This is a genomic window from Streptomyces sp. NPDC020875, assembly GCF_040641415.1.
GTDB lineage: Bacteria > Actinomycetota > Actinomycetes > Streptomycetales > Streptomycetaceae > Streptomyces.
The window spans coordinates 70740-88535 of the sequence record NZ_JBFADP010000007.1; the positions used below are offsets into that span (position 1 = coordinate 70740).

At 70.8% G+C, this 17796-nt stretch carries 16 protein-coding genes; 8 read left to right on the forward strand and 8 right to left on the reverse strand.

The annotated features are described in order from the left end of the window. Window positions 1–291 precede the first annotated feature (291 nt). Entirely contained in the window at window positions 292–2655 is a 2364-nt protein-coding gene (locus AB0G74_RS06035; protein WP_361141208.1) for a transglycosylase domain-containing protein, read from the reverse strand. Between the two features lie 493 nt (window positions 2656–3148). Here AB0G74_RS06035 and AB0G74_RS06040 point away from each other — a divergent pair, with 493 nt between their 5' ends. Then, window positions 3149–3493 carry a WhiB family transcriptional regulator gene (locus AB0G74_RS06040; protein ID WP_358827675.1) on the forward strand — a complete coding sequence of 115 codons (345 nt, stop codon included), beginning with the start codon at window positions 3149–3151 and terminating at the stop codon, window positions 3491–3493. A 242-nt stretch (window positions 3494–3735) separates the two neighbouring features. On the opposite strand, the gene AB0G74_RS06045 is transcribed toward AB0G74_RS06040, so the two are convergent. Together AB0G74_RS06045 and AB0G74_RS06050 are read right to left on the reverse strand one after the other, a co-directional pair. Next, window positions 3736–5190, reverse strand: a complete 1455-nt coding sequence (locus AB0G74_RS06045; RefSeq protein ID WP_361141210.1) for an ArsA family ATPase — start codon at window positions 5188–5190, stop codon at window positions 3736–3738. Then, window positions 5187–6203 carry an ArsA-related P-loop ATPase gene (locus tag AB0G74_RS06050; RefSeq protein WP_361141212.1) on the reverse strand — a complete coding sequence of 339 codons (1017 nt, stop codon included), beginning with the start codon at window positions 6201–6203 and terminating at the stop codon, window positions 5187–5189. Before AB0G74_RS06050 ends, AB0G74_RS06045 begins: the two co-directional genes overlap by 4 nt. 176 nt (window positions 6204–6379) lie before the next feature. Between AB0G74_RS06050 and AB0G74_RS06055 the strand changes: the two genes are divergently transcribed. The 4 genes from AB0G74_RS06055 to AB0G74_RS06070 all read left to right on the forward strand — a co-directional run bounded on the left by AB0G74_RS06055 (window position 6380) and on the right by AB0G74_RS06070 (window position 9003). Next, complete coding sequence (locus AB0G74_RS06055) at window positions 6380–6541, forward strand: hypothetical protein (RefSeq protein WP_361141214.1); 162 nt, start codon at window positions 6380–6382, stop codon at window positions 6539–6541. After that, window positions 6538–7020 carry a RidA family protein gene (locus AB0G74_RS06060; protein ID WP_361141216.1) on the forward strand — a complete coding sequence of 161 codons (483 nt, stop codon included), beginning with the start codon at window positions 6538–6540 and terminating at the stop codon, window positions 7018–7020. Before AB0G74_RS06055 ends, AB0G74_RS06060 begins: the two co-directional genes overlap by 4 nt. 232 nt (window positions 7021–7252) lie before the next feature. Further along, window positions 7253–8176 (forward strand): NUDIX hydrolase, encoded by a 924-nt coding sequence (locus tag AB0G74_RS06065; RefSeq protein ID WP_361141218.1) that lies wholly within the window; start codon window positions 7253–7255, stop codon window positions 8174–8176. Beyond that, window positions 8173–9003 carry an MBL fold metallo-hydrolase gene (locus AB0G74_RS06070; RefSeq protein WP_361141219.1) on the forward strand — a complete coding sequence of 277 codons (831 nt, stop codon included), beginning with the start codon at window positions 8173–8175 and terminating at the stop codon, window positions 9001–9003. The genes AB0G74_RS06065 and AB0G74_RS06070 overlap by 4 nt, the downstream gene beginning before the upstream one ends. Window positions 9004–9242: 239 nt before the next feature. On the opposite strand, the gene AB0G74_RS06075 is transcribed toward AB0G74_RS06070, so the two are convergent. Then, window positions 9243–9917: a Crp/Fnr family transcriptional regulator gene (locus AB0G74_RS06075; RefSeq protein ID WP_006347667.1), complete on the reverse strand. Its 675-nt coding sequence runs from the start codon at window positions 9915–9917 to the stop codon at window positions 9243–9245. Between the two features lie 323 nt (window positions 9918–10240). On the opposite strand from AB0G74_RS06075, the gene nth reads away from it, so the two are divergent. The 3 genes from nth (at window position 10241) to AB0G74_RS06090 (ending at window position 13660) form a co-directional block, all read left to right on the forward strand. Continuing rightward, window positions 10241–11143, forward strand: coding sequence for an endonuclease III (gene nth, locus AB0G74_RS06080; protein WP_361141220.1), 903 nt, complete (start codon window positions 10241–10243; stop codon window positions 11141–11143). Between the two features lie 321 nt (window positions 11144–11464). Then, window positions 11465–12184 (forward strand): CoA pyrophosphatase, encoded by a 720-nt coding sequence (locus AB0G74_RS06085; RefSeq protein ID WP_361141348.1) that lies wholly within the window; start codon window positions 11465–11467, stop codon window positions 12182–12184. Between the two features lie 276 nt (window positions 12185–12460). Beyond that, a complete protein-coding gene (locus AB0G74_RS06090) occupies window positions 12461–13660 on the forward strand; it encodes a MarP family serine protease (protein WP_361141350.1) in 1200 nt (399 codons plus the stop codon). A gap of 341 nt (window positions 13661–14001) precedes the next feature. On the opposite strand, the gene AB0G74_RS06095 is transcribed toward AB0G74_RS06090, so the two are convergent. The 4 genes from AB0G74_RS06095 to nhaA form a co-directional block, all read right to left on the reverse strand. After that, window positions 14002–14190 (reverse strand): hypothetical protein, encoded by a 189-nt coding sequence (locus tag AB0G74_RS06095; RefSeq protein ID WP_361141222.1) that lies wholly within the window; start codon window positions 14188–14190, stop codon window positions 14002–14004. 188 nt (window positions 14191–14378) lie between these two features. Next, complete coding sequence (locus AB0G74_RS06100) at window positions 14379–15308, reverse strand: alpha/beta hydrolase (protein WP_361141223.1); 930 nt, start codon at window positions 15306–15308, stop codon at window positions 14379–14381. Between the two features lie 86 nt (window positions 15309–15394). Beyond that, on the reverse strand, window positions 15395–15862 hold the full coding sequence (locus tag AB0G74_RS06105) for a phage holin family protein (RefSeq protein WP_361141225.1): 468 nt from the start codon (window positions 15860–15862) through the stop codon (window positions 15395–15397). Window positions 15863–15945: 83 nt separating this feature from the next. Continuing rightward, window positions 15946–17490 carry a Na+/H+ antiporter NhaA gene (gene nhaA, locus AB0G74_RS06110; RefSeq protein WP_361141227.1) on the reverse strand — a complete coding sequence of 515 codons (1545 nt, stop codon included), beginning with the start codon at window positions 17488–17490 and terminating at the stop codon, window positions 15946–15948. Window positions 17491–17796 lie beyond the last annotated feature (306 nt).

Here is a 17796-nt window from a genome sequence, read left to right on the forward strand (position 1 = left end):
GACCCCGACGCGTGACGCGGTGACGGCGCCGGGGGGCTGCGGGCGGTAGTGCTGTGACCGGAAAGGTTTGCCGTGGGCCCGCGGCGTTCGGTGCGGTGCGTCGCAAGGCGGAGGTCCACGGCTCGTACTGGACGTACTCGCGTGGTCCGACAACGCGGCGAAGTGCCGTGCCGGGCGTCGCGGGCCGGTGAACCTTTCCGGTCACAGCACTAGCCGAACGCGATCAGCCATATGTACGGGGTGGGGCCCGGGCGATTCAGTCGCCCGGGCCCCACCCCGTATCCGTTGCCGCTACCGGCCGCCGCCCGTCGCGCCGCGGCTCTGGCCTCCGCCGACTACGCCCGGGGCGATCGAGACGCCGGGGATCGGGCCGCCGCCCGCGTCACCCTCCCCGTCGCCTTCGCCGCCGTTGGGGCCGCCGTTCGAGCCGCCGTTGGTGTCACCGTCGGCGCCGCCGAAGTCACCCCAGTTGCCGCCGTTGCCCCAGTTGCCACCGTGGTCGCCGTTGTTGCCGTCGGAGGGGCCGTCGCCGTCCCCTTCGCGGTCACCCTCGCCGTCCCCGGGGCGCTGACCTGGCTCCTCCTTCTTGCCGTCCGGGATGGGGACCCGGTTGAAGGTCGGGGCTTCCTCGCCCGCCAGCGCGCCCGTCATCGCCATCCGCCAGATGGAGCCGGGTACCTCACCGCCGAAGACCTTGGGCTTGTAGCGGCCGCCGATGCTGATGTTGAACATCTTGACCTGCTGGGTGGGGCTGCCGACCCAGACGGCTCCGGCGAGGTTGGGGGTGTAGCCGACGAACCAGGCGTTGCGGCGGCCGTCGGTGGTACCGGTCTTGCCCGCGTTGTCCCGGCCCGAGAGCCCCGCCTTCGAACCCGTACCCGAGTCGGAGACGACCCCGCTGAGCAGGGAGCTGATCGTGTCGGCGGTCTTCACGCTCATCGCCCGGCGGCAGGTGCTCTCCGGGACGTCCAGCTTCCGGCCGTCGGCCGTCCGGATCGACTCGATGGCGACCGGGGTGCAGTACGTACCGCGATTGGCGAAGCCCGCGTACGCGGACGCCATGGTCAGCGGGGACATCCCCTCGGAGCCGAGCGTCATGCCGGACGGGGTGAAGGCGAGGTTCTTGCCGTTGCCGACGATCAGGCCCAGCTTGTCCGTCATCTCCTTCACCGGGCAGAGCCCGATGTCCCCGACCATCTGGACGAAGTAGGTGTTGACCGACTTCTCCATCGCCTCCTTGAGGCTGTACGGGCCGACCTCCGACTCCATCTCGTTCTCGACGGTCGCGTTCTCGTTGTTGACCCACGGCTTGCCGTCGCAGGTCTGGATCGGGCTCGGATAAGGCATCTCGTACGGCGAGGGGTACGACTGCGCCAGCGACGTCCCCTGCTCTATGGCCGCCGCCGCCACGAACGGCTTGAACGTCGACCCGACCGGGAAGCCGTAGTTCGACCCCTCCATCCGCTTGTCGACGGAGTAGTTGATCTGGGTCTCGTTCTTGCCGAAGCCGTACGGCCTGGACTGGCCCATCGCCAGGATCTTGCCGGTCCCCGGCTCGACCATGGTCACCGCCGTGGCGACCTTGTCCCCCTGGTAGACGTACTCCTTGATCGAGTCCTGGGCGGACTCCTGCGCCTTGGGGTCGAGCGTCGTCTTGACGGTGAGCCCGCCGCGGTTCCACAGCTTGGCCCGGTCCTCGCGGGACTTGCCGAAGACCGGGTCGCCGAGGAAGACGTTCCGTACGTAGTCGCAGAAGAAGCCCGCGCCCTGTACGGCGGTGATGCAGCCGTTCTTCGGGGTGCTCACCTCGAGCGATACCGGGGCCGACTTGGCCCGGTCGGCGTCGGCCTGGGTGATGTCCCGGACGTCCGCCATCCGCTGGAGGACGATGTTCCGGCGCTTCTTCGCCTCTTCCGTGTCATTGACCGGGTCGTATCGGCTGGGGGACTGGACGAGCCCGGCGAGCAGCGCCGACTCCTTCAGGTCGAGGTCCTTCGCCGACTTGGAGAAGTAGCGTTTGGCCGCGGCCTCGACGCCGTACGCCTGCTGCCCGAAGAACGTGATGTTGAGGTAGTTCTCCAGGATCTTCTTCTTGCCCAGCTCCTCCTCGACCTGGATCGCGTACTTCAGCTCCTGGATCTTGCGGCCGAGGGTCTGCTGGGTGGCCTGGGCGACCTTGTCGGGGTCGTCGCCCGCCTCCTCCACGAAGACGTTCTTGACGTACTGCTGGGTCAGGGTCGACGCGCCTTCGGCGACCCCGCCGGACTGCGCGTTGCGGTTGAGGGCGCGCAGGACGCCCTTGAGGTCGACCGCCCCGTGCTCGTAGAACCGCGAGTCCTCGATGGCGATGATCGCCTTCTGCATATAGGGGGAGATTTCCGTCAGCGGAACCACGGTCCGGTCGCGTGAGTAGACCGTCGCGATCGTGCCGCCCTCGGCGTCGAGGATCGTGGTCCGCTGGCTCAGCGGCGGCGTCTTCAGATTCGCCGGGATCTCGTCGAATCCCTGGACCGTGCCTTTCGCGGCCAGTCCCAGTGCTCCCGCGGCCGGCAGGGCGATCCCCGCCAGCACGGCTCCGGCGAGCACGCTGACCCCGAGGAACTTGGCGGCTTGCTGGGTCCCTGACAGACCGCCGCCGGAGCGCGTCTTTGGCATGAAGTCAGCCTACGTTCTCATTCGCCGGACACGGGTGCGGACATTGGCCTAAGCTGCTCCCAACTGTCACAGCAGTGCGGTTTTGCATCAAGGCAATCACGCATCATTCCCGGAATTCACCGGAAGTCCGCATCTCCCCTCCTGGCGTGTCCCGTAGTCATCGGGGCCCGACGAAGGGGAAAGTGGAGTCCACCGTTCCATGCTCGGCGGCTCGGCGTGATGCCGGAATTCGCCGTCTATCTGCCTTCTGCGCCATGGATCGACGTAGATGATCTGATGATTGTGTCCCGGTTTGACGGGTTGGGTGGCTATGTTCCTGAGTCACTCCCCTGGGTGACCTGTCGGATACGCATAGTCCGTTCGGGCCATTCGAGATTGGGCCCGCAGGGGGTGTTGCGTCGCGCCCGCCTTCCGTAACGTCCTCAACTGGTAGCGGTGAATATGCCGCTACCGCCGTGGGGGAGCCTCGATTCGGGAGAGGACGGCAGCCGGGATGGGCTGGGTAACCGACTGGAGTGCGCAGGCAGCCTGCCGCACTACCGATCCGGATGAACTGTTCGTACAAGGGGCAGCGCAGAACAGGGCCAAGGCGGTGTGTACCGGATGTCCGGTGCGGACCGAATGTCTGGCCGATGCCCTCGATAATCGCGTGGAGTTCGGCGTGTGGGGAGGAATGACCGAAAGGGAACGGCGTGCGCTATTGCGCAGGCGTCCCACGGTCACCTCCTGGCGCAGACTCCTGGAGACGGCGCGTACGGAGTACGAGCGCGGTACCGGCATGCTGCCGGTCGGGCTCGACGACGACGAGACCTATGCCGCGTTCGCGGCGGTGGGCTAGGCCGTAGCCACGTCGGCAAGGCACCGGAGCCGGTTCCGATCGGACCGACTCCTATGGTGCGTGGGCCGGGCGTGACGTTCTGGTACGGCGGCGCGCCACAGTACGGCGTATGAGCCGTCGCATCCGCGTATACGCGCGGGCGCCGACGGGTCACTACGCCGATGGGCGAGGTGGCGTTTCGGCATGCGCCGAAATCGGCCTCAGATAATGCCTTTAGTGCCCTACCTGCCTTTTTCGATCATTTAACGATCGTTCCGTACCGGCGGCGACGGTGCTGATGGTGGTTCGTCGCCGCCCGCACCGCCGGTCGCCAACTGCTCGCCGATGGCCCGCAGGCCCGACAGATCGTGTACGTCACCGGGGAGTGCCGCCACCTGCGCCACCGCCACCTCGGGATGGAGGGCGGTGAATCGGTCCCGCATGCGCTGCTCACGCGCAAGCACCTGCATCCGTTCGGCATGCAGGCGCAGCAGACCAGCCGTCAGTGCTTCCGTGGTGTGTTCGTGGTGGGCCTCAAGAGGGGTGGAGTGCTCGGGGGAGTGGTCCACGGGCGGGGGTTCGGGAGAGGCGTCCGTGGCCTCACGAACACCAGTCTTCCCTGCCGCATGATCCACAATGCGGGCCGCGGCAAGATTTTCTGAGGATTCCACCAGAGTCTCTTCAGACTCATCCGTCTCATCCGTGTCGGCTGCGTCGGCCATTTCGTCTGTGTCGGCGGTGTCGTCTGTGGCGTAGAGATCCTCCGGCTCCAGCGCCTCGGCCGCCGCGAGGGCGCGCTGGGCCGACAGCCGGTCGGCGCCGCTGACGTGTACCCGGTTGAGGACCAGCCCGGCCAGCGGCATCCGCTCCGCCGCCAGCCGCTCCACGAAGTACGCGGCCTCCCGCAGCGCGTCCCGCTCCGGCGCCGCCACCACCAGGAACGCCGTCCCCGGGGCCTGCAACAGCCGATATGTGGCGTCGGCCCGGGTCCGGAAGCCCCCGAACATGGTGTCCATCGCGGTGACGAAGGTCTGTACGTCCCGCAGCAGCTGACCCCCCAGCAGCTTGCCGAGGGTGCCCGTCATCATCGACATCCCGACATTGAGGAACTTCATCCCCGCCCGGCCGCCGACCTTCGCCGGGGTCACCAGCAGCTTGATCAGCTTCCCGTCCAGAAACGACCCCAGCCGCTTCGGCGCGTCCAGGAAGTCCAGGGCGCTGCGCGACGGCGGGGTGTCGACGACGATCAGATCCCACTCGTCCCTGGCCCGGAGCTGCCCCAGCTTCTCCATCGCCATGTACTCCTGGGTGCCCGCGAAGCCGGCCGACAGGGACTGGTAGAAGGGGTTCTCCAGGATGGCGCGGGCCCGTTCGGGGTCCGCGTGGGCCTCGACGATCTCGTCGAAGGTCCGCTTCATGTCGAGCATCATGGCGTGCAGTTCGCCCGCCGTGCCCGGGCCGCCGTCCGGCGCTATCCCCTTCACCCGGCGCGGGGTGTTGTCGAGGGAGTCGATCCCGAGGGACTGGGCGAGCCGCTTGGCCGGGTCGATCGTGAGGACCACCACCCGGCGGCCCCGTTCGGCGGCCCGGACCCCGAGGGCCGCCGCGGTCGTCGTCTTGCCGACGCCGCCCGAGCCGCAGCAGACGATGATCCGGGTCGCCGGGTCGTCGAGCAGCGGGTCGACATGGAGCGGGGTGGCCGCTGATTCCAGGGTCATGAGCCGGTCCCTTGCCCGGCGCTCGGCCGGTCGTCGTATCCGTCGCGTCCGTCGGGCCCGCCGTTCTGGGCGCGCAGCTCCTTCGACAGCCGGTAGAGCCCGGCGAGGTCGACGCCCTCGCTCAGCAGCGGCAGCTCGTACGAGGGCAGCCTCAGCCGCTCCAGCGCCGCCCGCTGTTCCCGTTCCAGGGCGACCCGGCGGGCATGGTCGGACGCCTGCTCCAGCAGTGGGCCGACCAGGGTGCGGGCCCCGCCGATTCCGGCGGCGGTGAGCGCGGCGGCGATCTCCTTGCGGCGGCCGTGGGCCGCGCTCCGTACCGCGGTCTCGTCCAGGACGTGCGGCCGGACCATATTGACGATCACCCGGCCCACAGGGAGGTCGGCGGCCCGCAGTTCGGCCACTCCGTCCGCGGTCTCCTGGACCGGCATCTCCTCCAGCAGCGTCACCAGGTGCACTGCGGTCTGCGGCGACTTCAGGACCCGCATCACGGCCTGGGCCTGGTTGTATATCGGGCCGAACTTGGCCAGCCCGGCCACCTCGTCGTTGACGTTGAGGAAGCGGGTGATCCGGCCGGTGGGCGGGGCGTCCATGACCACGTAGTCGTAGACGTACGCGCCCTGTTTGGTCCGCCGCCGTACGGCTTCGCACGCCTTGCCGGTGAGCAGGACGTCCCGGACGCCGGGGGCGATCGTGGTGGCGAAGTCGATCGCGCCGATCTTCTTCAGGGCCCGGCCGGCGCTGCCGAGCTTGTAGAACATCTGGAGATAGTCGAGCAGGGCGCGCTCGGCGTCGATCGCCAGGGCGTGGACCTCGCCGCCGCCGGAGGAGACGGCGATCTTCCGTTCCTCGTAGGGCAGCGCCTCGGTCTCGAAGAGCTGGGCGATGCCTTGCCTCCCCTCGACTTCCACGAGGAGTGTCCGCTTTCCCTCGGTCGCGAGGGCGAGCGCGAGGGCGGCGGCGACCGTGGTCTTACCGGTACCGCCTTTGCCGCTGACGACCTGGAGCCTGCTCACGCATTCGAGCCTAACCAGTCGGGGGGCGCCCTACGCACGAGGCGGTGTGCGGGCTGCGTCACGTGCCCCATGGACAGCTGTACGGGTCGGTGTTCGAAGGCGGGCGCCGCGGGGGCTGCCGGGTTCGAAGGCGGGCGGGATCCTGGGCGGTGGTCCGGGCGGATACAGTCGGGCCCATGACCAAGAAGTGGGAATACGCCACCGTGCCCCTCCTCGTGCACGCGACCAAGCAGATCCTCGACACCTGGGGCGAGGACGGGTGGGAGCTCGTCCAGGTCGTGCCCGGCCCGAACCCGGAGCAGCTGGTGGCCTACCTGAAGCGGGAGAAGGCGGCGTGACCACGGCCGGTGCCGGAGTGGTCGAGGCCCGGCTCGCCGAGCTGGGGCTGACCCTGCCGGAGGTCGTACCGCCGATCGCCGCGTACCAGCCCGCCGTCGTCTCGGGCGACTACGTCTACACCGCGGGCCAGCTCCCGATGGTGGCGGGCAAGCTGCCGATCACCGGCAAGGTGGGGGCCGAGGTCACCGCCGAGGAGGCCGAGGAGCTGGCGCGGACCTGCGCGCTCAACGGTCTGGCCGCCGTGAAGTCGGTCATCGGCGATCTGGACCGGATCGCCCGGGTGGTGAAGGTCGTCGGTTTCGTCGCGTCGGCGAGTGACTTCACTGGCCAGCCCGCCGTGATCAACGGCGCCAGCGAACTGCTGGGCGAGGTCCTCGGCGAGAAGGGCGTCCACGCCCGGAGCGCGGTGGGCGTCGCGGTGCTGCCGCTGGACGCGCCGGTCGAGGTCGAGTTCCAGATCGAGCTGGTACGGGAGTAACCGGCGAGCGGGACGGGAGCCGTACGGGACAGCGGACGTACGGCTCGGCTCCCCGGGCTCTCCCTCCCCGGGCCGTCCCTCCGCAGACACACTCTCGGGCCCTTGAGGTCCCAGGGCCCCGAATCCGGTCGATGAGCGGCCGGTGTAGCGGCCATCTTCGTTCCACGTGAAACGGGCCCGGCCCGTCCCGGCCCCTCTCGAACATCCCACCGGTTCCGCATAGCATCCGGCCATGCCCGATGGTCAGTGGTACCCCCCGGAGTGGCCCGACCGGATTCGCGCACTCGCGGCCGGTGAGATCGTCCCCGTCGAGCCGAAGCGGGCGGCGACGGTGATGCTGCTGCGCGACACCCCGGACGGCCCCGCCGTTCATATGCTGCGCCGCCGCGCCTCCATGGCCTTCGCCGGAGGCGCTTACGCCTATCCCGGTGGCGGAGTCGACGCCCGGGATTCCCGGCCGGTCCGCTGGGCCGGGCCCTCGGTCGCCGAATGGGCCGTACGGCTGGGTACGGACGAGGCCACCGCACAGGCCGTGGTGTGTGCCGCCGTCCGGGAGACCTTCGAGGAATCGGGGGTGCTGCTCGCGGGCCGTACCGCCGATACGGTCCTGGGCGCGGTGGGCGGCGACCGTACGGATCCCCCCGCGGCGGCCGGATCCGGCGGACCGGAGGGGGAGCCGGACGACGGCGGCTGGGAGGCCGACCGGCAGGCCCTGGTCGACCGCGAACTCGCCTTCGCCGACTTCCTCGACCGGCGCGGACTGGTGCTGCGCTCCGATCTGCTGGGGGCCTGGGCCCGCTGGATCACCCCGGAGTTCGAGGCCCGCCGCTACGACACCTGGTTCTTCGTCGCCGCGCTCCCGGCCGGGCAGCAGACCCGTAACGCCTCCACCGAGGCGGACCGTACGGTCTGGATCACCCCAGCCGACGCCGCCGCCGGATACGACCGGGGCGAGCTGCTGATGATGCCGCCGACCATCTCGACCCTGCGCGATCTCGTACCGTACGCCGCCTCCGCCGACGCGGTCGCCGCCGCGGCCGGACGGGACCTCGCCCCGGTCCTGGCGAAGGCCCGCTACGAGAACGGTGTGGTCGTACTGAGCTGGCCGGGCCATGAGGAGTTCACCCGGCGCGTTCCGGCGGGAGGACCGCGATGACCGACGCTTCGGCGCTGCCGGGCCGGCCCAGGGGTGAGGTGCTCTCCGGTGCGGCCACCGCCCGGGCCGTGAACGTCCTCGCGCCCAACCCGTCCGCGATGACCCTCGACGGCACCAATACCTGGCTCCTCTCCGAACCCGGCTCCGGGCTCGCCGTGGTCGTCGACCCGGGGCCGCTCGACGAAGGCCATCTCCGGCGGGTGATCGACACCGCCGAGCGGGCGGGGCAGCGGATCGCCCTCACCCTGCTCACCCACGGCCATGCCGACCACGCCGAAGGCGCCGCCCGGTTCGCCGAGCTGACCGGGACGAACGTCCGTGCGCTGGACCCGGCGCTCCGGCTCGGCGACGAGGGGCTCGGCGCGGGCGATGTGATCGATATCGGCGGGCTGGAGCTGCGGGTCGTACCCACGCCCGGACACACCTCCGACTCCCTGTGCTTCCATCTGCCCGCGGACGCCGCCGTGCTGACCGGCGATACCGTGCTGGGCCGGGGGACCACGATGGTGGCCCATCCCGACGGGCGGCTGGGCGACTATCTGGACTCCCTGCGACGGCTGCGGTCCCTCACCGTCGACGACGGCGTACGAACCGTTCTGCCCGGTCACGGGCCCGTCATGGACGATGCCCAGGGCGCGGTCGAGTTCTATCTGGCCCATCGCGCGCACCGGCTCGCCCAGGTCGAGACGGCCGTCGAGAGCGGCCACCGGACGGCCCCGGAGGTGGTGGCGGCGGTCTACGCCGATGTGGACCGGTCCCTGTGGCCCGCCGCGGAACTGTCCGTACGGGCACAGCTGGAGTATCTGCGGGACCACGGGCTGATCTGACCGCGGGGGCGCGTACGGGCGCGTACGGGCCTGCGGCGACGCGTGTCGCCCGTACGACAGGTGCGTGGCGAGTACAGGCGTACAGCCGGCCGTACGGGCGCCTACGGCCCATGGAGTGCCGTTACGGCGCCGGGCGGGCCGGTTTCCACACGTGAAAGGGGCGCCCCGGCCTCCGGGGCGCCCCTTTCACGGCGTTCCCGGGGCCGGGCGGCCCCGGGAACGGACGGGTTCGGGCGGGCTCAGCGGGAGCGCTTCGCCAGCCGCTCGACGTCGAGCAGGATGACCGCTCGGGCCTCCAGCCGCAGCCAGCCGCGCTGGGCGAAGTCCGCCAGTGCCTTGTTCACGGTCTCGCGGGAGGCGCCGACGAGCTGGGCCAGCTCCTCCTGGGTCAGATCGTGGACGACATGGATGCCCTCGTCCGACTGGACGCCGAAGCGGCGCGACAGATCGAGGAGCGCCCGGGCCACCCGGCCCGGCACATCGGAGAAGACCAGGTCGGACATCTGGTCATTGGTCTTGCGCAGTCGGCGGGCGACGGCGCGCAGCAGCGCCGACGCCACCTCGGGCCGGGCGTTCAGCCAGGGCTGGAGGTCGCCGTGGCCCAGGCCCAGCAGTTTCACCTCGGTCAGGGCGGTCGCCGTGGCGGTCCGCGGGCCCGGGTCGAACAGGGACAGCTCGCCGATCAGCTCACCGGGGCCGAGGACGGCGAGCATGTTCTCGCGTCCGTCGGGGGAGGTGCGGTGGAGTTTGACCTTGCCCTCGGTGACCACGTAGAGGCGGTCACCGGGGTCGCCCTCGTGAAAGAGCGCGTCACCCCTGGCGAGCGTCACCTCACTCATCGAGCCGCGCAGCTCCGCCGCCTGCTCGTCATCGAGCGCCGCGAAGAGCGGGGCGCGCCGCAGAACGTCGTCCACGAGTTCTCTCCTTGTCGACCTGCTCAGGGACCGTGGCCCCCATGATGCCGGACCGCACCGTGCCCGTCCGGGGGACACCGCGGGCGGGACGCGTAGGACAGCTTCCCCGCGGCGGACCTGGCAAGTAAATATTCGTGCGATCAATCACAACAAGTTTGACTCACTGGAGCACCTGTTCGTGCTCCAGGGGCCCGATTGGGTCCGGATCACCGTTGGCCGGGGCGTACGGGTGCGGTGGCCCGTAGGCTGGCCGGGTGTCCAATTCGCCGGTGAGAGCGCAGGCCAAGGGGGCCGGAAGAGTGTCCGGAAAGCAAAATTCCGCTATGGGCGAACAAGCTCCCATCGGTACCCGAAATGCCGCAAAGCGGGGCAAGGGGCTGGCGGTGCGGAAGGCCGGGAGCGGCGCGGCGAAGCCCGAATCCCGGCTGGCCATGGTCCGCCGGGCCCGCCGGATCAACCGCGAGCTGGCCGAGGTGTACCCGTACGCCCATCCCGAACTGGACTTCCGCAATCCGTTCGAGCTGCTGGTCGCGACCGTGCTCTCGGCCCAGACCACCGATCTGCGGGTCAACCAGACCACCCCGGCCCTCTTCGCGGCCTATCCGACTCCCGAGGAGCTGGCCGCGGCCGTGCCCGAGGAGTTGGAGGCGATCATCCGCCCCACCGGCTTCTTCCGGGCCAAGGCCCGCTCGCTCCTCGGGCTCTCCGCCGCGCTCCGCGACGACTTCGGCGGTGAGGTCCCCGGCCGCCTCGACGATCTGGTGAAGCTGCCGGGCGTCGGCAGGAAGACCGCCTTCGTTGTCTTGGGCAACGCTTTCGGCGTCCCGGGAATCACCGTCGACACCCACTTCGGGCGGCTCGTCCGGCGCTGGAAGTGGACCGAGCAGGAGGACCCGGAGAAGGTCGAGGCCGAGATCGCCGAGATCTTCCCGAAGTCCGAGTGGACCATGCTCTCCCACCGGGTGATCTTCCACGGCCGCCGGATCTGCCATGCCCGTAAACCGGCCTGCGGCGCCTGCCCGATCGCCCATCTCTGTCCCTCGTACGGCGAGGGCGAGACCGATCCCGAGAAGGCGCGGAAGCTGTTGAAGTACGAGCTGGGAGGCCAGCCGGGCCAGCGGCTCGATCCGCCCGCCGACTACCCCGGAACCCCGGCCCCGCCGCTGGCGACCGCCGGACGCCCCGGCGCGGACGGGCCCGCCGGGGAGACCCGGGCGGCGGGGTGAGCCCGGCGGGGTGTCGCCGGGGCCGGGAACGGGCGGAACGATCGGTCCGCCCGGGCGCGTTGTGAGGAGGGGGACTTCAAGGGGGTATTCATGCGCGCACAGGACACGACGACCAGCGGGGGCGGTGAGGCCGAGGTGCAGGAAGAGGCCGGGGGCGCGTACGGTCGCGGGCGCGCCGGGAGCGGATCCGCCGCCGGGCCCGGCGGACACGTCAAAAGCCGCGTGGGCGGGGGCGACCGTACGAACGGCATGGGCGGCGGCAACGGTGTCAGCGGCGGCAGCGGTGTGACCGGCGTGAGCGGCGTGCATGGGGCGGCCGGTGTGTCTGGTGGAGCCGGAGGAAGTACGGCGGGCGGGGAGGACGGCCGGGGCGGCCCGGTCGCGGTCTCCACGGCCGGGCTGCCCGGCTGGCTCGCCCCCGTCGCCGGGCTGCTCGACACGGTCCAGGGCCGCCAGCTCAGCAGCTTTCTGCCGCCGGCGGGCGGCCGTGGCAGACCCGCCGCCGTCCTCGTCCTCTTCGGCGACGGCGCCGAAGGACCCGAACTGCTGCTGATGGAGCGCGCGGGCGGACTGCGCAGCCATGCCGGACAGCCCTCGTTCCCCGGCGGCGCCCTCGACCCCGAGGACGGCGACCCCGAGACCACGGGACCGCTGCGGGCGGCGTTGCGGGAGGCCGAGGAGGAGACCGGTCTCGAACCCGCCGGAGTCCAGGTCCTCGGCGCCCTGCCCCGGCTCTACATCCCGGTGAGCGGTTTCGTCGTCACCCCCGTCCTCGGCTGGTGGCGGGAACCGAGCCCCGTCGGCGCGGTCGACCTCGCCGAGACGGCCCGGGTCTTCACCGTCCCCGTGGCGGATCTCACGGACCCCGCGAATCGGGCCATAGCGGTTCACCCGAGCGGCCATCAGGGCCCGGCGTTCCTGGTCGAATCCGCCCTGGTCTGGGGTTTCACCGCCGGGGTGATCGACCGGATCCTGCACTTCGCGGGCTGGGAACGGCCGTGGGACCGGACCCGGCGGGTCCCTCTCGACTGGCGGTCATGACAGGCTGAACCCCGCGTTCCCGTATGGCACCCCCCGTACCCCCGGATCCGCCCCTACCGCCGACGACGACCCCACCGCCCCCTATTGACCCCCGGCCCTCCGAGGGCCGCGAACCGCCGGACGGCTGTTCGCGGCGGCCGTACGGCGGGCCGAAGCCGGGATCGCCACCGGCGAACTGCCACCGGCGATCGAACCGCCATCGGCGACCGAAGCGCCGCCGGTGACCCGCGATCCGCGACCGGCGACCAGCGACTAGCGACTGCGAGGCAAATGACGGTGAACGTGCTGGACATCCTGTTGATGATCGCGGCCGTATGGTTCGCGGTCGTCGGCTATCGGCAAGGTTTCGTCGTCGGCGTCCTCTCCGTGATCGGCTTCCTGGGCGGCGGTCTGCTCGCCGTCTACGCCCTCCCCGTGCTCTGGGACGAGCTGACGAACGAATCCGAGGTGTCCACCACCGCGATCGTGGTCTTCGTGGTCGTCGTGATCGTCTGCGCCTCCGTGGGCCAGGCGTTCACCACCCACCTCGGCGGCAAACTGCGCCGCCACATCACCTGGACGCCCGCCCGCGCCCTGGACGCCACGGGCGGCGCGCTGGTCAATGTGGTCGCCATGCTGCTGGTCGCCTGGCTGATCGGCTCGGCGCTCGCGGGGACCACCCTGCCGACCCTCGGCAAGGAGGTCCGCAGCTCGAAGGTGCTGCTCGGGGTCTCCCAGGTGATGCCCGAACAGGCGTCCGTCCTCTTCGACGACTTCTCCGGCGTCCTCGCGCAGAACGGCTTCCCGCAGGTCTTCAGCCCGTTCTCGAACGAGCCCATCAAGGAGGTCAGCCCGCCGGACCCGGCGCTCGTCGGCAGCCCGGTCGTGGCCCGCGCGAAGAAGTCCATCGTCAAGGTCGTCGGCACCGCGAACAGCTGCGGCAAGGTCCTCGAAGGCACCGGCTTCGTCTTCGGCGAGCGGCGGGTGATGACCAACGCCCATGTCGTCGGCGGGGTCGACGAGCCGACCGTGCAGATCGGCGGCGAGGGCAAGCTCTACGACGCCAAGGTCGTCCTTTACGACTGGCGGCGTGACATCGCTGTCCTGGACGTGCCCCGGCTCGGCGCCGAGCCGCTGCGGTTCGCCGATACCGACGCCCGCAGCGGGGACAGCGCGATCGTCGCCGGCTTCCCGGAGAACGGCGGATACGACGTCCGCTCGGCCCGGGTCCGGGGCCGGATCGACGCCGACGGACCCGATATCTACCGCCGCGGCACGGTCCACCGCGATGTCTACTCGCTCTACGCGACGGTCCGCCAGGGCAACTCCGGCGGGCCGCTGCTCACCCCCGAAGGCGAGGTGTACGGCGTCATCTTCGCCCGCTCGCTCGACGACAAGAACACCGGTTACGCGCTGACCGTGGACGAGATCGCGGATGACATCAAGGCCGGTCTGGCGGCCGATCAGCAGGTCGACACGGACGGCTGCGCGCTCTGACGCACGCGGGCCGGGAGTGGGCCCGGAAACGGGCGTGGGCCCGGGCGGGGGTGCGGGAGCGGGCCCCTGGCGTGAGCACAGGTGCCGGTACGGGCAGGCGCGCGGGCAGGCCGAGGGCGTACCGCGCCGCCGCCCGCCCGGGGTGCCGGGTGCCGTAACAGGCCACAGCGGCAGGCCGCGGGGGTCGGCGGAAAGAACCGGTTGACACACCGAGGCGGGTCAGCCGGGGAATACCGCGGGCGTCAGCGGCGGTTCGTCGCTCGCGGGCGGGCCGCGGCTGTCGGCCGCGGAGCCGCCACGAGGATCGGCCGCGGACGTACCGCGGATGTCAGCCGGGGGGATCAGCTGCGGGTATGCCGCAGCCGGGCGGACATCCAGCGGGCCCGGCGCCGCAGGATCCGGGGAATGCCGATGTCGTGTGGGGAGCGGCCGTGTCCCCGGCCCCTTGGGCCATCACTGTCGGGAGAGCCCGGCCCACCGGCCGGGCGACGGTCGCGCGTCACGTCGCCATAGTCGTACGTCCAGCCCATACCGGGACGTCTGCCCGGGGCCCAAGGTCGGTAATCGTGCCCGGGGCGGCCAATTGGCCGCCGTTCGGGGCGCGTAGTCCGCCGTACGCCCCCGGGTCGGCACGGCGCCCCCTGGCGAAAGGTTTCCGCCAGTCCGGTCGGGGGGCCGATCCGGCGCCGGACCAGGGCTTGTTGGTGGGTTACAGAGCTTAGCGGTCCGGTTCCGGGTCCCGCAGCCAGCCGATCAGCTCGGTGGAGAAGGCCACGGGGTCCTCCTCGTGCGGAAAGTGCCCCAGCCCGTCGAAGAGCCGCCAGCGGTACGGCGCTTCCACGTACTGGCCGGAACCCGCCGCACTGCGGGTCCGCATCGCCGGGTCCAGCGACCCGTGCAGATGGAGGGTCGGCACCCGCACCGGCCGCTTCATCCGCCGGTTGAACTGGATGCCGTCCGGCCGGGCCAGCGACCGCACCATCCAGCGGTACGGCTCGATCGAGCAGTGCGCGGTCGACGGGATCAGCATCGCCCTGCGGTAGGTGTCCAGCACGATCTCGTCCGGCGGCTTCGGCCCCGACCAGTCGGTGAGCAACTCGCCCACCAGCGCCGCCTCGTCCGCGACCAGCCGGCGCTCCGGGATCCAGGGGCGCTGGAAGCCCCAGACGTACGAACCGGCGCGGGTCTGCGCGAAGTCGGAGAGCATCGCCGAACGCCACCGCCGGGGGTGCGGCATCGAGCAGACCGCGAGCCTGCGGACCAGCTTCGGCCGCATCACCGCCGCCGTCCACGCCAGATAGCCACCCAGGTCGTGGCCGACCAGCGCCGCGTCCGGCTCGCCGAGCGACCGCACCACACCGGTGATGTCGAGGGCGAGGTTGGCGGGGTCGTAGCCCCGGGGCGTACGGTCGCTGCCGCCCACGCCCCGCAGATCCATCGCCACCGCCCGGAAACCGGCGTCGGCGAGCGCCGGGAGCTGATGCCGCCAGGTCCACCAGAACTGTGGGAATCCGTGCAGCAGCAGTACCAGCGGACCATCGCCCATCTCGGCGATATGGAAGCGGGCACCGTTGGCCGCCACATCGCGGTGGGTCCAGGGACCGTCGACGCGTACGGGGCTGCCGGAACCGGATTCAGGGGCGGTCATGCTCATGAGCGTGCCACACCGGCGGACCCGATGCCGCCCGCACCCGCCACCCGAACGGCGGACAGCACGGGACGGGCCCGGCCGCTTCAGCGTTCGGTGAGCGCCCGCCGGGCCGCCGCCGACAGCTCCGGCACCGGCCCCTTCTCCAGCCGCGGATGCGGCTTGACGTTCTGGAGGACGGCGGCCGTCTGCTTCGCCGAGGCGATCGACTTCTCCGGCGGCTTGACCTTCTTGAACTTGGCGATCGCCAGCAGCGACAGCAGGGCGGCGAGGACGACGTACGCCCCGCCCACGATCAGGAACGACCAGGCCAGGCCGAGCCCCAGATTGTGGATGCCGTACGCCGCCGCGAAGCTGAAGACGGGGAGTGAGAACAGCAGGAACACACCGGCGATGACAAAGGCGATCGCACCGGTGGCGCCGCGCTTCACGTCCTGCCGCAGTTCCGCCTTGGCCAGCGCGATCTCGTCGTGCACCAGCGCCGACATCTCCGCGGTCGCCGATGCGACCAGCTGACCGATACTGCGTTCGGCGCCGCTGCCGGGGTCGCTCATCGCTGCTCCCTCTTGTGCTTCCCGTGTGTGCCGGAGTCCGGTCGGTCCGGAGTCCGTCATCAGATCATGCCGGACCACCGTCGTCAGCGCGCGACGCCCCCGGCTCCCGGTGCGGTGCCGTCGCCCGGCTCCGCCGCCGTACCGGTGTTGGTGTCGGTACGAATGTCGGTACGCGTACCCGGCGCGGGCGCGGCGACACCACCATCGGCGGTCGGGACCGGCCCGGAATCCGGTGCGGGGCCCGGCTCCGAACCGGCGGCCGCGACCCGGGCGAGCCGCCGGTGCTCGGCCGCCTTCCGCTCGTGGATCTCCGCCATCCGCAGGTGGTACTCCGGGTTCTCCAGCTCGTAGACGTCCGGGATGCCGTCCTCGTCCTCGTCGCGCTCCTCGGCCTCGTACAGCGCCCTGTACTTGCGGACCCGCAGCTTCAGCAGTACGGCCGCGAACACGGCGGCGATCAGCGACCCGACCAGTACGGCCGCCTTGACCGAGTCCGTGAGGGCCGGATCGCCCGCGAAGGCGAGTTCGCCGATGAGGAGGGAGACCGTGAAGCCGATGCCCGCGAGGGTGGCGACCGCGAAGACGTCCGGCCAGGCCAGGTCCTCGTTCAGCTCGGCCCTGGTGAAGCGGGCCGCCAGCCATGTGCCGCCGAAGACGCCGAGGGCCTTGCCGAGCACCAGACCGAGGACCACACCCAGGGCCTCCGGCTCGGTGAAGACCTTGCCGACCGCGCCGCCGGAGAGCATCACACCGGCCGAGAACAGGGCGAACAGGGGTACGGCGATACCGGCCGAGACCGGGCGCACCAGATGCTCGATGTGCTCGCCGGGGGAGTGCTCCTCGCCCTCCCGGCGGTGGCAGCGGAGCATCAGACCCATGGCGACACCCGCGATGGTGGCGTGGACGCCGCTGTTGTACATCAGCCCCCAGATCACCAGGGCCAGGGGTACGTAGACGTACCAGCCGCGTACTCCCTTGCGGAGCAGCAGCCAGAAGACGGCGAGGCCGATCGCGGATCCGGCCAGGGCGGCGAAGTCCAGCTCGCTGGTGAAGAAGATCGCGATGATGATGATCGCGAAGAGGTCGTCGACGACGGCGAGGGTGAGCAGGAAGGCGCGCAGGGCCGACGGCAACGAGGTGCCGATGACGGCGAGTACGGCGAGCGCGAAGGCGATGTCCGTGGCGGTCGGGACGGCCCAGCCCTTGGTGGAGCCATCGCCCGCGGTGACGGTGACGAAGTAGACGAGGGCCGGGACCGCCATACCGCAGATCGCGGCGATCACGGGGAGCGCGGCGGCCTTGGGGTCGCGCAGCTCACCGGCGACGAGTTCGCGTTTCAGCTCGATACCGGCGACGAAGAAGAAGATCGCGAGGAGTCCGTCGGCGGCCCAGTGCTGGATCGACAGGTCCAGGCCGAGGGACTCCGGGCCTATGTGGAAGCCGCGTACGGACTCATAGCTGTCGCTCAGGGGCGTATTGGCCCAGATCAGCGCGGCGACGGCGGCCACAAGCAGCAGTACTCCGCCGACGGTCTCGGTCCGCAGGGCGTCCACCACGAAAGTGCGCTCGGGCAGGGAGAGCCGTCCGAGGAACTTACGGGGGGTGGGCGTGGGTGTGGGCGCGGGCATCGGGGCAGACCTCCGGTGGTCGGTCGGGCAGGGCGAAGCACATGCCGACCAGACTTCCCGGCGCACCTGAGGTTTCTTGTCGCGTCCTTGACGCGTTCCTTACTTTACCCAAGGTACGCGAGCTGTGCCCCGGGGTGCGCGAGGGGGGATCCGGCGTCCTCCCACTCTAGGACTTAAGGGAGTTTTCGCACGTCGGACGGGTTGAGCGGATGATTCGGGCGGGGCGGCCGTACGGTCCCATGGCGGTACGCCTCCCAGTGGCTCCCAGGGCTCGCGGCCTCCCGGCGGCAGCCGCGCGGCCCCGCG